Source organism: Flavobacterium sp. TR2, from assembly GCF_025252405.1.
In the GTDB taxonomy this organism is placed as follows: Bacteria; Bacteroidota; Bacteroidia; order Flavobacteriales; family Flavobacteriaceae; genus Flavobacterium.
In genome coordinates this window covers 4,120,529-4,135,740 of sequence record NZ_CP104307.1, presented here as the reverse complement: position 1 = coordinate 4,135,740, position 15,212 = coordinate 4,120,529, and the positions used below count along the sequence as shown (strand labels likewise).

13 protein-coding genes and 1 pseudogene are annotated in these 15,212 nt (G+C 35.9%); 7 read left to right on the top strand and 7 right to left on the bottom strand.

Annotation, left to right across the window (positions count from 1 at the left end; translation table 11 throughout):
- The first annotated feature begins 20 nt into the window (after positions 1-20).
- Together N4T20_RS17835 and N4T20_RS21825 are read left to right on the top strand one after the other, a co-directional pair.
- Positions 21-1,046: a helix-turn-helix domain-containing protein gene (locus N4T20_RS17835; protein WP_260670473.1), complete on the top strand. Its 1,026-nt coding sequence runs from the start codon at positions 21-23 to the stop codon at positions 1,044-1,046.
- A gap of 217 nt (positions 1,047-1,263) precedes the next feature.
- A pseudogene (locus N4T20_RS21825) lies at positions 1,264-1,515 on the top strand (MarR family winged helix-turn-helix transcriptional regulator); the annotation flags it as partial.
- Here the strand turns inward: N4T20_RS21825 and N4T20_RS21820 are convergent.
- The gene (locus N4T20_RS21820) at positions 1,515-1,652 is read right to left on the bottom strand and encodes an AgrD family cyclic lactone autoinducer peptide (RefSeq protein ID WP_409559638.1); all 138 of its coding nucleotides are present in this window, start codon (positions 1,650-1,652) and stop codon (positions 1,515-1,517) included. The pseudogene N4T20_RS21825 and the gene N4T20_RS21820 sit on opposite strands and share 1 nt — an antisense overlap.
- On the opposite strand from N4T20_RS21820, the gene N4T20_RS17830 reads away from it, so the two are divergent.
- The gene (locus N4T20_RS17830; protein ID WP_409559637.1) at positions 1,594-2,214 is read left to right on the top strand and encodes a GNAT family N-acetyltransferase; all 621 of its coding nucleotides are present in this window, start codon (positions 1,594-1,596) and stop codon (positions 2,212-2,214) included. The genes N4T20_RS21820 and N4T20_RS17830 overlap by 59 nt on opposite strands.
- Before the next feature lie 92 nt (positions 2,215-2,306).
- On the opposite strand, the gene N4T20_RS17825 is transcribed toward N4T20_RS17830, so the two are convergent.
- The 6 genes from N4T20_RS17825 to N4T20_RS17800 all read right to left on the bottom strand — a co-directional run bounded on the left by N4T20_RS17825 (position 2,307) and on the right by N4T20_RS17800 (position 9,416).
- Positions 2,307-3,506 (bottom strand): FAD-binding oxidoreductase, encoded by a 1,200-nt coding sequence (locus N4T20_RS17825; protein WP_260670471.1) that lies wholly within the window; start codon positions 3,504-3,506, stop codon positions 2,307-2,309.
- A complete protein-coding gene (locus N4T20_RS17820; protein WP_260670470.1) occupies positions 3,503-4,018 on the bottom strand; it encodes a low affinity iron permease family protein in 516 nt (171 codons plus the stop codon). Before N4T20_RS17820 ends, N4T20_RS17825 begins: the two co-directional genes overlap by 4 nt.
- Before the next feature lie 2 nt (positions 4,019-4,020).
- Positions 4,021-6,843 (bottom strand): AsmA-like C-terminal region-containing protein, encoded by a 2,823-nt coding sequence (locus tag N4T20_RS17815; protein ID WP_260670469.1) that lies wholly within the window; start codon positions 6,841-6,843, stop codon positions 4,021-4,023.
- A gap of 198 nt (positions 6,844-7,041) precedes the next feature.
- Positions 7,042-7,854: an MlaD family protein gene (locus tag N4T20_RS17810; protein WP_260670468.1), complete on the bottom strand. Its 813-nt coding sequence runs from the start codon at positions 7,852-7,854 to the stop codon at positions 7,042-7,044.
- Positions 7,855-7,876: 22 nt separating this feature from the next.
- Positions 7,877-8,653 (bottom strand): ABC transporter ATP-binding protein, encoded by a 777-nt coding sequence (locus N4T20_RS17805; protein WP_409559636.1) that lies wholly within the window; start codon positions 8,651-8,653, stop codon positions 7,877-7,879.
- Positions 8,654-8,657: 4 nt separating this feature from the next.
- Complete coding sequence (locus N4T20_RS17800; RefSeq protein WP_260670466.1) at positions 8,658-9,416, bottom strand: MlaE family ABC transporter permease; 759 nt, start codon at positions 9,414-9,416, stop codon at positions 8,658-8,660.
- A gap of 321 nt (positions 9,417-9,737) precedes the next feature.
- Between N4T20_RS17800 and N4T20_RS17795 the strand changes: the two genes are divergently transcribed.
- The 4 genes from N4T20_RS17795 to N4T20_RS17780 are packed head-to-tail and all read left to right on the top strand — an operon-like array spanning position 9,738 to position 15,185.
- Entirely contained in the window at positions 9,738-10,850 is a 1,113-nt protein-coding gene (locus tag N4T20_RS17795; RefSeq protein WP_260670465.1) for a hypothetical protein, read from the top strand.
- Between the two features lie 23 nt (positions 10,851-10,873).
- Positions 10,874-11,359 (top strand): DUF4280 domain-containing protein, encoded by a 486-nt coding sequence (locus tag N4T20_RS17790; protein ID WP_260670464.1) that lies wholly within the window; start codon positions 10,874-10,876, stop codon positions 11,357-11,359.
- A gap of 1 nt (position 11,360) precedes the next feature.
- A complete protein-coding gene (locus N4T20_RS17785) occupies positions 11,361-14,147 on the top strand; it encodes a T6SS phospholipase effector Tle1-like catalytic domain-containing protein (RefSeq protein WP_260670463.1) in 2,787 nt (928 codons plus the stop codon).
- Between the two features lie 3 nt (positions 14,148-14,150).
- Positions 14,151-15,185 (top strand): DUF2931 family protein, encoded by a 1,035-nt coding sequence (locus N4T20_RS17780; RefSeq protein WP_260670462.1) that lies wholly within the window; start codon positions 14,151-14,153, stop codon positions 15,183-15,185.
- The last annotated feature ends 27 nt before the right edge of the window (positions 15,186-15,212 follow it).

Genomic DNA, 15,212 nt, shown 5'->3' with positions numbered 1-15,212 from the left:
AATTTTAAATCCGGCGAACCATGAAAATTGTTACTATAAATACAGAAAAAACTCAAAATATTTTTGAAGAGCTTCAGACTAGTTTTGACGGAAAAGTTACTTTTGACTTAGACGAATATACACTCGAGGTAGAAAATAGTTTTGCTGAAGGTTCAATTATCGGAGCTTCTTTTAATGATAATATTTCCTATGTTCAGTTTGATATGACATTTTCGACAGATGTCAGATTGGATTTTTTAAATGTAAAATCGTCTCCGGTTTATTTTGCTTATTGTTCTAAAGGAAATCTTTCTCACAGTTTTGGATTGAATGGGGAAGAGCGAAAACTAAAAACCTTTCAGACGGCAATTGTATCGTCTAAACAAAATCAGGATAATGTTCTGTTTTTTGAAAAAGGAAAAAATACAAAGCTGACATTAATTATTGTAGGAACGCAGATTGACACTGATTACCAGACACATTCTTTAAATCAGCAGGTAAAAGATACATTTTTTGAAAACAGCCAGACATCAGAATTCTTCTATATTGGATCATATAATTTGCAGATTGCAGAGAAAATTGAGCAGCTTAATTCGATTACGCAAACTGGAATTGTTAGAAATTTATTGAAAGAAGGAATCATGAGAATCATTCTGGCCATGGAAATCCAACAGCATTCTGATGATCTAAATGCTTTTGCAAACGATTCAAACGGATTGACATTAAGAGAGTTGGAAGAAGTAAAAGAACTTTCAGAGTTTATAAAATCAAATCCCGAAGAAGCGTTTTCAATCAAATCTTTGAGCAAAAAGTCGGGTCTTTCTCCAAACAAACTTCAGGAAGGCTTCAAAATGATCCACAATCGCACCGTCAACGATTACATTACGCATATGCGAGTGCTGAAAGCAGAAATCCTGATCAGAACTTCTGACCTAAATATTTCAGAAATCGTATACTGCATTGGCTTTACCAGCAGAAGCTATTTCTCCAAAATTTTCAAGCAAAAATTCAACTGCAGTCCAAAAGAATATAAGTTTAATTTGAATTCTTTGGCAATTACGGCGTAATTGAGGGACAAAGGTTCAGAGGTGCAAAGTTTTTCGTAAATAATGTAGTTAGCTATTAAGCAATATATATAGAGAGTCTAAGATTTATAAATCTTAGACTCTTTTTTGCGAAAAAAACTTTGCGCCTCTGAATCTTTGAAACTTTGTGCCTAAAAAATCTTTTGGAAAAAGATTTTTTTTACATTTGCATAACTAGTTATATAATTAATTATTTGTTATGGAATTTTTTGATAAAGTTGGAAAAGCAGCTCTCGGAAGCCGTTTACGTTTAATGACAGCTATAGTTACAGATGATGCAGCTAAAATATACGAATTGTACGGGGTTGATTTTGTGCCAAAATGGTTTCCCGTATTTTACACATTGGCTGAAGAACGCGAAATTACAATCACTGAAATTGCTAATGAAATTGGGCATTCGCAGCCATCTGTGAGTAAAATTATTCAGGAATTGATCACTGCGGGACTAATTCAGGAAAATGCAAAATCTGATGATAAACGCAAGAATAACGTTGCTTTGACTGAAAAAGGCATTTTGGTTTCGAAGCAAATGAAGCAGCAATTGGAAGATATAGATGTTGCAGTTGAAGAAATAATTGCTGAAAGCAAACATAATTTGTGGGCCGCACTAGAAGAATGGGAATTTTTACTGGAGCAAAAATCACTAATCAAAAGAGTGAGCCAACAAAAGAAAAAGAGAGAAAGTAAGGATGTGCAAATAGTTGATTACGAACCAAAATATCAGGAAGCTTTTAGAGCCCTGAATGTAGAATGGATATCAGCTTATTTCGAAATGGAAGAAGCAGATTACAAAGCATTAGACAATCCTGACGATTATATTTTGAAAAAAGGAGGGAAAATTCTCGTGGCTCTATATGAAAATGAACCTGTGGGTGTCTGCGCATTGATTAAAATGAATAATTCTGAATATGATTTTGAAATGGCAAAAATGGCTGTTTCACCCAAAGCCCAAGGAAAAAGCATTGGATGGCTTCTTGGAAAAGCAATTGCAGAAAAGGCAAAAGAACTTGGCGCAAAAAAAATATATTTAGAAAGCAACACGATCTTAAAACCAGCTATAAATCTATATTATAAATTAGGTTTTGAAAAAGTTTTTGGCCTCGAAACACCTTACAAGAGATGTAATATTCAGATGGAGTTGGTGTTGTAAAAAAAAGGTTCAGAGGTGCATAGTTGCAAAGGTTTAAGCGCAAAGTTAAGAAACCTTTGCACCTTTGCGCCTTTGCACCTCTGCAGCTAAAACTATCTTCCAAACCGATAGTAATCTAAATCTGTATTTTTTTTGTTGTTTAGCGAATCCAGGATAGAATTCATTCCGATGACGCTGAACGTGATTCCATTTCCGCCAAAGCCTAGAATGTAGTGCTCATTTTTTCTCGGATTTGGTTTTCCGAAGTAGGGAAGGCCGTCTTTGGTTTCGCCAAATGTGCCTGCCCAAGAATAATCAATTTTAAAGTTCAAATCAGGAAATCGTTTAAAAAATTGTTTCAGAAGATACTGTTCTTTTTTAGGAAGCAATTTATCGCGTTTGGTGGTGTCTTTAAAATCTTCGTCACCTCCGCCCATAATGATGCGATTGTCATCTGTTGTTCGAATGTAATGATAAGGTGATGCAGTGTCCCAAAAGATTGCGTTTTTAAAATTTTCAGGCAGATCAGACTGGCATTCTGAAGCAATGACATAAGTGCTTTTTAAATCGACCACTTTTTCTTTTAACGTTTCTGTGCTTTCGTAACCCGTGCAATGTATAATGTGGTCGGCTGTTATCACACATTTAGAATCGGTAGTGGCAATAATTTTGCCTTTCTGGTGCTGAATGGAAGCAATATTGGTTCGGTCAAAAATCTGCATTCCTTTTTCATGGCAATGAAACAAAAGATCGCTAGCGAGTTTAAAAGGATCCATAACCGCAGCAGTTTTAGATTCTATTGCAGCAATAGCATTCAGACCCATTTTCTGCAATTCTGATCGTCCTAGCCAGCTGATTTCAAAACCATGCTGTTTTCTGGCCTTAAACTCATTTTTTAAATAAGGTACATCTTTTTTTAAAGTTGTAAAATAAATGCTTTTTTTAAATTCGAAACCACAATCGCAGCCTACTTCATCAATAATATTTCGAAGATCAAAAATGGCTTTTTTTCCATTTTGATAACTGTCTACGGCACATCTCGCGCCACGAAGTTTAATGAGCTGATGTAGGGGAACATCAATTTCATATTGCAGTAAGGCTGTGCTGCCCGAAGTGCTGCCGCCACAGACATCGCGGCGATCTGCAAGAACAATTTTTTTTCCTTCATTTAATAATTTATAAGCAATTAAAGCTCCTGTAATGCCGCCGCCAATTATCAAAATGTCGGTGGTAATATCAGAATCTATTGAAGGATAGCTTTGCTTTATGGCATTTTTTAAAGGCCAATAGGTTTCAGTAGAGCTCAATTTCATTTTTTGGTTATTTTTTTAGGGGGATTTTTGGCAGTTTTTTTGGTGCTATCTGGTTTTACATTTTTTTCTTTTTTACGATTATGAAGTTCATTTGCCTCGGCAATTGAATGTGAAGTTCTTATGGTTGAATCTTTTTTTGCCAATTGGCTTAAATGGCGGTAGTATTTCTGAATAATAACCATTTCTTCTTCGGTCATATTTTCTATATCGACAAGACTATTGCTAGACAAATCGTTTGACGCTACAAGCTCGTTTAGTTTTAGCTGAATGGCAAGCGAATCTTTATTTTGCGCTTTTTGAATTAAAAAGACCATCAAAAAAGTAATAATCGTTGTGCCTGTATTAATGACCAATTGCCAAGTTTCGGAATAATCGAAAATAGGCCCCGAAGCAGCCCAAACCACTACCAGAGTAAATGCACCAATAAAAGCAGGAGTGCTTCCTGCTGCTTTTGAAACTTTTGTGGCAAATTTTTCGAATGCGTTGCTTTTATGTTGAGATTTTGAATTCATTGCTATTTCGTTTTGGTTTTACTGACTTTTTCTTTTCGAATGACTTTATTGTTTTTTTCGTCATAAACAGCAGGATCGATTTCTTGTCCTGTTTTGCTGAATATTTTAATTTTTGGAGCTTCATGCGTTCCGGTAATTACAATCGGAAAACCAATGATTCCGAAAAGCGGAAGGCCTAAACGCATTCTCAGATCCAAAAGTCCGTCAAAGCTTGTAGTTCCTTTTATTGTTGGCCTAAAACTAGCTACACTAAAGGTAAATGGCTCAATATTTATAAGATTCTTATCTATAGTCGATTTGATTTCAATTCCTTTCATATCAGGATTGTTCAAACCGCTTTGCCCTGTTTTAGAACTGATTCCGTCAAAAAGTTTAAGACCTTTAATTTTTACATCGCGTAAATTAATGGTTCCTCCGCCTTGCATAGATTCATAAATTGGTCCCATATTTCCGTTCAAATCTCCTTTTACTTTATAATCAACAGAGATTATTCCGTGCGCTTTTTCGGCCGCAGTAACCATATCATGAAACATCGGAATTTCTTTGTAGGCTCGCTGGACATCAAAATTGTTTGCTGTAAAATGAGCATCAAAGTGTGCAGAGGTTGGAGTTTCGTCTCTGTACAGCGCATCAATTCCTAAAATGCAGTCAATAATACTAAAGGTAACATTTTCTAAGTAAAATCCTTCATTTTTTACACCTATTTTTCCATTTAGTTTGTTAAAAACCAATTTGTTGTATTCTATTTTATCAGCCTTTGCATTTAAACTGACATTAAGGTTTCTTGGAATGATGACTACACCGCTCATTTTCGGATGGTCTTCTTTGGCATATTCCACTTCGATATTTCGGTCTTTGTTTTCGCCTTCTTTAAGCGCCATAAATTCATCCACATTAATCAGTTTTGATTTTAAGTTGAAATTGCCGCTCAGAGTTCCTTTCGATTCTAAGAAATAATTGATGGTATTAAGCAGATAGCCATTGATGTCAAAATCTGATTTTCCGTAGGAAGCGTTGAATTTTTCAAACCACATTTTTTCGTTCTGAAAACGGAAGTTTCCTTGTTTGATAAAGAAAGCTTTTGGAAATAGTTCAGACGTCGCTTTAATATTTTTAATTAATAATGTCCCTCTATTATCAAGTTTGTCGTATTGGCCTGTGGTGGCGTAGCTTTGTTTCCCTTTCAATGAAAGATCTGCTTTGGCATAACCTGTTAAATCCAGACCATTTTGAGAGAATACCTGATAGATTCTGCCCACATTCAGCTCGCCTTTAATTTTGGCATTATAAGCCAAATCGCTAAAATCTGATAATGTAGCGTTAACATAAACCGGATTTCCTTCAAAAACAAAAGATGCAGGTGCTACGGCAACAATCAAATCCTGATAGGTTCCTGCTTTATTAAGCATATTGGCTATAAAAGTGATATTGGTAATTGGATTTGGATAGTATTTTGTTTTTAGCCATCCGTTTCGCAAAGAAATTCCTCCGATAGTTTTTGGAAATAATTTTTTGGAAGTGCTGAAAAGCCCTCGCGCTTGAATATCCGTTTTCAAAATTCCTTTCAGGTCAATATTTTCTAATCCTAAAGCTGCATCTACTACAGCAAGGTCTAAAGCGCCTTTCACGCTTGCATTAATCGACATTTCGTTCAAGCCTTTGCTCTGCAGATAAGCATTAAAATAATCTTTTTCTCCAACTTTAAATTTTAAGGTTCTCAGATTAACCAGCAATTGTTCGGCATCCAGAGACGGGAGCATGGCATTTAAATCCATTTGAAAATCGGTCAACGGAACTGGAGCATTTTTATAGTTTACTGAGCCTTCGTTGATTTTTAAATTGAAAGCCAAGTTTGGTTTTTGTTTTTTCTGAACATTATAATCACCTTTAAAACTAAGCAACAAATCGCTTCTTCCTGAAATTTCTGTCTTTTCAAGCCATGTGAGATATTCTGGCGGCATTACAGAAAGCAGATCTTTTACGGTTGTATTTTCTGAAGCGGCTTTAATATTGATTTTATATCCATCTCTTAAAATGCTGAATAAACCGGTAAACTTTAGCGGAAGCTTATTGATATGAAGTTCATTTTTTTGAAGAATAAACGTAAGAGCGTGCGTATTGATTCGGGTAATTAAATCGGCACTTACTTTTTTTCTTCTCAAATAACCTGTTCGATCATAAAAGAAGTCGAGATTATCTATTTTGGCATCAGTTGCGAGGTCAAAAATATCCTCGCTGAGGTTTCCTTTACCGATATAATTAAAGCCTTTTGCGTCAACCAAAATTTTCGCAGAACGATCATTATATTTTACATGACAATTTTGTAAATCAATGCGTTCCAAACGTATAGCTGTTCCTTCTTCTGGAGCATTAGGATCTTCTTTTTTGTTTTTTCTGTCTTCTGGGGCAACATAAATATTATAATTGGCCTGACCTTTTTGGTTGACCATTACATTTATCAAAGCATCAGAAACATAGAGTTTATTAATTTTTACTTCATTGTCAAAAAGCAGTCTTTTAATATCAATTCCAAAAGCAACCTGATCTGCTTTTAACAAAGTGTCGTTGCTGAAAGGTTTGGAACCTGTGAGATACAAATCGTCTAGAGAAACAGTCAATGATGGAAAATGAGTAAAAAATGAAAGTTTAGATTTGGTAAACTCCAATTTGGTATCCAGTCGCTCGTTTGCAATTTTTTTTACTTCCGATGCAATTTTGCCAGGAAAAAGCAGCGGAATAATGAATAGCAAAAACAAAATTGCCGCAATCGTAATTCCAGTAATTTTTAAAACTTTTAAGGCGGTATGTTTGATTGAACTTGGCATATATTTTTTTGATTGTGAAATGTGAGATGCGAAATGTGAGTTGTGATATGCTAGATTTCAAATTTTTTTTTCATGCTTGTTTTCCTGAGCAGAGTCGAAGGATCGCAAGCTTAATCTATGCTGTGTGTTTTACAGTGCGTGTACTTGGACTCCGCTTAGGAGAACATGAAATATTGAATTTGCAATTTAAAAGTTGCGTTACTTTTTCTCGTTTTCTGCCTTTTTAGCCTCTTCCTGTTTTTGCTGTTCCTCTTGCTTCTCTTGCTTCTCTTTTCTTGCTTCTTGTTTCTCTTTTTTCGCTTCTTCCTGCTTCTCCAGTCTTTCCTCTTCCTTTTCCTTTTTCTCCTTCTCTTTTTTCTTGAAATAACCTCTGAATAAGAAATTGCTTTTAGCCGCTTCCATGTTTTCGCTGAAGCCTTTTGTGCCTGTTTCTAGATTGGATAAGGTATTCGAAACGCTATTAGCCATTTTATCGTCTTTAACTAATCTTGCTAAAGCACCATTTCCGTTGTTCATGCTATGGCTAAAAATGGCTATTTCGTCTGAAATCACACCTATATTATCAACGCTTTTCTTCACGCTTTTCATAATGTCGTGCATTTCTATTCCGTCAACAGAAGCAATCTGTCCGTTGTCTTCAATCACTTTTTTAGATTTAGCGCCTGGCGAAATTGTCAAAACTTTGTCACCCATTAAACCATCCGATCCAATGCTGGCGGTAGCATCAGTTTTAATAAATTTTCGAACATCTTCTTTCATGACTAAAACAACCATAACGGTTGAATCATTTTTTAGCTGAATTTGCTCTACAGTCCCAACATTAATTCCAGAGAAGCGAACATTGTTTCCGACTTCCAAACCGCTAACAGTTTTAAATTGGGAGGTGATATGAAAGGTAGATCCAAAAAGGTTTTGCTGTTTTCCTATAAAATATACGGCCATTATAAAAAGGAGTAAACCTATCGTTACAAACATTCCTAATTTCCAAGTATATCCCGATTGCTTTTCCATGATTTCTAATATTTATTTTGCTTTATTCAAAAAATGAGCGTACCCATTCGTCTTCGTCTTTTTCTAATTCTTCGTAGGTTCCTTCGGCGTGAATCACGCCATCTTTTAAAACCACAATTCGGTCAGCCGTCAATTTTGCGCAGGCCATATCGTGGGTAATAATGATCGATGAGGTTTTTTGTTTGTGTTTAATGTCCAAAATCAGTTCGCTGATTTCTCTTGAAGTGATCGTGTCCAATCCCGTTGTGGGTTCGTCGTACAAAATAATCTCGGGTTTTAAGATTAGCGTGCGTGCGAGACCAATTCTCTTTTTCATACCCCCAGATAGTTCAGAAGGCATTTTGTCAACCGCTTCTGCCAGACCAACATTTTCCAGCGCCTCCATTACTTCATTTTCGACTTCCTCAGCGCTTAAATCGCGTTTGTGTTTGGTCAGGGTAAAAGCGAGATTTTCTCTTACGGACATCGAATCGTAAAGTGCCCCGCTTTGGAACAAAAATCCGATTCGGACTCTAATTTCATTCAGCTGTTTTTTTGATATGTTAAGAACATTTTCATCAAAAACTTTAATTTCGCCTTTATCAGGTTCAATCAATCCAACGATACATTTTATGGTTACCGATTTTCCAGATCCTGATCGGCCTAAAACCACTAAATCTTCGCCTTTATTCAAAGTCAGATTTACGCCCTTTAAAACGGCATTATCTTTTCCAAAAGTTTTATGCAGATCTTTAATCTCAATAATTGGAGTCTGATCTTTTTCTTTTGTCTGAGGTTCTTTATGTACTTTTTCCTTCATCATCTTAAAAGAATAAATCGGTTATTTGAACAGCAACCATATCAATAATAAAAATGCTTAAAGAAGCGGTCACAACAGCAGAATTGGCAGCTTGACCAACACTTTCTGTTCCGTTAGAAGCATTAAAACCTTTATAACAGCCAATCATTCCGATAAAAAAGCCAAAAAAGAAGGTTTTTAGCGTTGCTGGAAGCAGGTCTAAGTATTCTAAGGATTGGATGATTTGAGTTAAAAACCTGTAAAAATTGACATCTCCGTGAATATTTATACCCACATAACCGCCAATAATTCCGATAGCATCGGCAAAAAAGACTAAAATTGGAACCATAAGCGTGCAGGCCAAAACTCTTGTCACGACCAAATAATTATAAGGGTTTACAGCCGAAACTTCCATGGCGTCAATCTGTTCGGTAACTTTCATAGATCCTAATTCGGCTCCAATTCCTGACGAAATTTTCCCGGCACAGATTAAAGCAGTAATTACGGGAGCAATTTCTCTTATTAGCGAAAGCGCCACCATTCCTGGCAACCAAGATTCTGCGCCAAACTGTACCAATGTCGGGCGCGATTGGAGCGTAAGCACCAATCCCATAATGAAACCTGTAATGGCAACCAAAGGCAGAGATTTGTAGCCTATAACATAACATTGTTTCAGAAATTCTCTGGTTTCATAAGGAGGAATAAAAACCTCCTTAAAAAACCTTTTGGCGAATATGGTTGTTTCTCCAATTTCGGCGAATGTATTTTTAATATCGAGAATCAAAATGTTTTTGTTTTAATGTGAATTATGTAATTTGAAAATCAATTATTTAACAGTTTTTATCAACTCATTAAATGATATATGAAAGTTAGCCCAATACTTGTTAAAATATATTACAAAACTTTTTTAGAGCCTTATATAATTTTCATAAACCCACAATAATTAAAAACGAATTGGCGTTGGGCGCGCGAAACTTGATTTAAATGTTAATGTTTATATTTTGTAAGAATTTTATATTAAATGTAAATGTCAATTCTGTATATTAGCAAAAAAGGTAATAATAATCTTACTTTAAAAGGATTGTGTTTTTTAGATCGCATAAGTATGAGTGAAAGAAAAGTAAAATTTGAATCTAATTTTAGTTTAGATTTTGGTGCAGATAGTCAAGAAAGGGTTTATGGGTATGCATACGAAAATTTTGAGAACAATATCTTAAAAACCCAGTTGTTTTATGAGCTAGAAATAGTTTTTAAGGATTTGGGAGGCTATCACATATTAGAAATAGATAGAAGGGAAATCTATATAAACAATCAAATAAACTATTCGCAAATAGAGAAAATTGCAAATACTGCTTCAAATGCTCTTTTTCCAGTTTGCGTAAAACTAAAGCGAGATGGTCAAATTGATAAAATTCTTAATCTGGATGAGATTAGAAAGAGATGGTCTGTTAACCGTAAAAAGCTCTTAGAATATTATATAGGGGAAGTAGCAGAAAAAATAATTTCTAAAATTGACCGATTATTTTTGAATGACAGTCTTTTGGAGGAGTCAATTGCTCAAAACTGGTTTTTTCATCTTTTCTTCAAACCTCTTTATATCAATTATTCAGAAAAACGCAGCGTTAAGCACATTTGGAAATCGCCAATTTTTGGAAATCAATCTATAGAATATGGCGTTGTGCAGAGTGTAAAGGAAAACTATACGGATGATGATAAAATAAGCGTAAACGCTGACGGAATTTCTATTGACGAAAGAACTATAGATGAAATTTTATCTGGCTATAGCTTTTCAAAATCAAAATTTTCGGAATCCGAAGCTGACTTTGTCGAATCTAAGCTGAATGTAGACTACAAATTGTACAAAGAAGATCGAAGCATTTCATCAGTTACGGGAGCTTTTGAAACGAAAATTGATGAAAAAACGAATCAAAGAATTGAGATTGAAATTTATCATTTAACAGAAAGTTCATCATACAGACCTGAGAGCGACGAAAAAAAGAAAGCATTTCAGCAGATGTTCCAGTCTTGGCAGACGGCAGAAGACGACGATATAATAGATGTTTCTAAACCCAAATGGCAAGTGCCAAATGCTCCGCAGCCCAAAGTGGTAAAACCTCCGCAGGAAAGAATTGAACTTTTTGTTGAAGTAGTAGATAATGTAAAGGCAAACCTTAGTTTTTGGGATTGGATAAAATCGATTTTTAAAAAGAAAAAATAAGTCAAAACTTAAAATATAAAATTATGAGCGAGAAACATTATGTAGTTCAGGGAGCAGTTTGTGAATGTAAATTTAGTGTTGAACCAAAAACCGATATTCTGCTCGTAAAAACACATTTGAAACATTATGCCAATGACAGCGAAGGAAAAGATAAACTTATTGGCACTGACAAAGAAATTGGCTGCACCATGAAGAAAAATACTTTTGGCAAATGCAAGAAACAGCCTTCGGGGAATGATTATTTGCCTTGTATAATTGATGTTGCCAAATGGTCTGGCATTTATGAAAAAGTAACCTATTCAAACAACGGAAAACCATTGCTGGAAGATAGTAAAGCAACTTGCCCTAAAGGTGCTCCAGACTGTATATCGATTAAAAATCACGGGCAAACAGTAGAACTGACAGAGAAAAACATCAAAAATAGTTCGCCTCAAATATTGGCTGAAATTCTGCCTGGAGTAAATTTTAGCGATTTAGAGGAGGAGAGCCTACTAATTAACAACAGATAAAATGAGTAAGACATTACATATTGTGCCTAAAAAACCGCTTGCAAAAGGGCAAAAATGGAATGCTGAGAAAGGACATTTAGTACTTGCCAATGCAGGCACATTTACGGTCGAAATTACTAAAACCGATGCACTGCACAAAAACGCACCTAAAAAATTGCCTCCATTTAACAGGAGAACTCAGGAAGAGGTTTGGAAAATAAAAGATTACGACACCAGATATTGGATTTTTGAGGCACATAAGCAAAGAGATAAGGATGAGGCAAAATATAATAAAGAAAAAGAAGCCTTTAATAAAAAACTTCAAGAAGAGCTAAATGATCTAAGCTGGTGCTGGGAAATTGTTGGGAAAGGAATGGCAGGAAGAAAAATTGTACATAACAATTCATTTTCAAAAGGGCTTCCAGATGATTTATGCAAACAGATAAAGTTTCCCAAATTATTGGAAGGCGGCGGTCTTACATGGTTAGAAGTTTTTACAAAAAATGACCCCGCAACAGGAAAATTGCCTCACGGAATATTTGTGAGCGCAGTAGGAACGCCTAAAGTTATTGCGGCAGAATGGCGCGATTATACAGGACAGCTTATTACCGAAGAAATTGCTTTTGGTTCTACCGTTTTCCTGCATATTTATACAGAGGCTTTGTACGGACAGAATATAGAAATACAATTGCGTGACACAAAATTTGCAAATGCCGATTTAACGCCTACACCAAGCGATGAAGATGGAGACCCTATACAGAGACTAGAAGCAAAACCCTTAACTAGATTTACCCGTACTGTAAAAATACATCAATACAATAATGCGACTAAACCGCCTGCTGGGGCTATTACTAACGGAATAGTGACCGAAAAAGAAAAAGGGCAATTTTCTGTTTCGAATGTGCAAAAATGTGTCTTTCCTGTTTTTATCGAACACGCTTGGCAGTTTCAAGGCGCAGGATTTCTAGACAGTGGCGAAAAATTAGCTATTAACCCAATAGTGTTCCATTCTAAAATACAAGACCAGAAAAAAGATTTGGACGATTGCGTGCTTAAAGTTTCTAAAAATGGAGTGCTACAAAAAGGTGAGCTAAAAGGCAATAGTCCTTTAGTAGTAGGCGAACCAGGTAAAAACGGTGCGCCAGAAGAAAAAAAGAAAATCGATTTTACGTTTGGGGTTTTTATCGATGGGACGTTAAACAATATGTACAATACAATTGCAAGGCAATCTTGGGAAGAAGATCAAATTAAGAAAAAACATTCTAACCTTTCCCATGAAGAACAGCAAATACTAGTAGAAAATCCCGAAGAACATTTAAAAGTAGCAGCATCTAGCCAGAAACAAATAGGAAAAGAAAAAGATAGCAAGTATAAATATTCAGACGATAATAGTTTTGAAAACGACTTAAGCAATCCTGCAATTATTTATAAAAATTATCTAAAAAACAATAAAAATAAATTACATCCAGTATATAAAATCTATACTGAAGGGATGGGAACCAATACTTTAAATGATGATGAGGAAAAAGCTGAAACGGGAATTTTGCCTCTAGAAAATTATAAACAAGACGATTTAATGCAAGGGCCCGGTTTTGGGCAAGGGAAAGCAGGGATTATACATCGCGTGGAAAGAGCTGTAAAATTGATGGCTGATAAAATTATTGAAAGTGGCGAAACTGAAGTGGGGACAATAACAGTCGATGTTTTTGGTTTTAGCCGGGGCGCGGCATCAGTCCGCTGTTTTGTTCACGAGATTACCAGACAAGCTTATATGGCAACAGCTAAGAATTATAGAAGGGAGACCTATTATGAAGATGCAAACGGTCATGAAGTAAGCAGCAAATACAGCGATAAAAAATTGCCAAGTAACGGAAGGTTAGGATACCATTTAACAGAAATAGAGAACCCAATTACTTTTGACCGCTTAATCATTCGCTTTGCAGGCTTGTATGATACCGTGCCACATCATGGCTTTGTGCAATGGAACGATGTTAAGGATTTAGGCCTTAACTCAATCAGCAAAGCCAAATATACGGTGCACATGGTAGCGGCAGATGAGCATCGAGCCAATTTTGACTTGGTAGACATTTCGTGTATAACAGGAAAAAAAGGAGGAGGAAAAACCGATCGCGGGATCGAACTTTACCTGCCGGGAGTGCATTGCGATGTGGGAGGCAGTTACGTAGAAGGCAGAAAAGAAGTCAATGGACGATTGCTGGTTTCGAATTTAATGTTTGGTGATGAACTTGAAAAAGAAAAAGAACGCCTTATTACTGAAGGATGGTTTAAACCAAAAGAATTGACCATTCATGGAGACAATTTACAGCGAACAGTCATAAATGGCCCAGCTTGGGTGCTGTCTTCAAATAGAGAAGCCATAAGCAATCAGTACAGCTACATACCCCTGCATCTGATGGTTAAATTTTGTTTGGATAAAGAACTTCCAATCTATTTAAAAGGAATAACGGATGGCTATGCTTTTAAGAATACAAAATTTTCTAACATTTCTTTTTTACAAAATGTAAAAACGCGATTGGAAGAATATGCTTTTCATGATGGCAGTCCTTTTGTTTATGAAGCCATCCCTATGCGCACGATAGTGTATAGCGCCGATGACCATACAGCTGTTGCGAAAGAAGAGGAAAGAAGGAAAAAAGAAGAAGACAGCCATAATGCCCTATTAAAAAAACTGCGTCATGAGTACCTGCATTGGAACGCGGTTTACGGAGAAGGAGTCATAAATACTTTAGTGCAAGCCAATAAACCCAATTTTGAAGGGGGCAAACGAAAAAGAAAGATAAACGGATAAGAAATGAAAGCAGTACACCAAATAGTAAGTATAATAATGGCAATAATGCTTTTATCGTGCAATAATTCAAATAGCAAAAAGATGGAAGGCAAAGAAAATTTTAGTTGGGCAGTTACAGTTACAGCACCATTTAATTATCCTATAGAGATACATAGGGGATATTTGGGCAATGACAAAAAAATGATGGCAGCATTTATAAGTACAGGTCTTACCGAAGATGGTTGGGTTTATGACGGAGATGCGTTATCGGGAGGTAATGAAATCCCGACACTTTTATCTCTTACTTGGATAAGCTATGCCGAAAAGAAATTTTGGAAGATCGAAACTTCGATAGACAAAACTACTCAGGATAAAATCAGGCAATTGTTTGAAGAAGGTTATATGCGCAAAGCAAAAAATGGTAAACTATCGCATATTACATACAAAAAAATCACAGTAGGACTGGCACCGGGAGGCACAGTTGTTTTATGGCTTTCAGGTTTGAATAAAAAGGTAGAAATAGCACATTATCAAGCAGTGGAAACTGATGTAAGCGCAAATGAGTTTTATAGAAATCCTCGCGAACTTACTCAACAGGAATTTTATGATTACTACTATGATGCTTCTATATCTAAAGAAACCCAAGCTTATATCAAAAGGAACGGAGTTCCTGTAAAGCTATGGAAAGAGTTTAGAACCAGATACAATTACCGTTTCAATATTCATTTTTACAAAGCAGATAAAGAAAGTTCGGACAGGGAGACAGAATATGTAAACGGAGAGAAAGAAATCATGAGTGTTGAGGATTTAAATGCCTATCAGACCAAACCGCTGCCATCGTATTGCAGGTTTTGGTTTAGCCAGTATAATGCAGAAGCAGAATTTGATGGAGAAGAAGTGCTAAAAGCCTTTAAAAAACTTGCCGCCGCGCATCCCGGCAAAAAGATTGAAATAGAAGCCAAAGTCGCCTTTATGTATAAAACGACAACGTTTGCAGTAAGGTGCGAAGGAGATGAAATTCCTCTGGAGAAAACGGTTGTTAGAATGTGGAAGAATTAGTTGCATGAGAAATTATTTATTGATCGC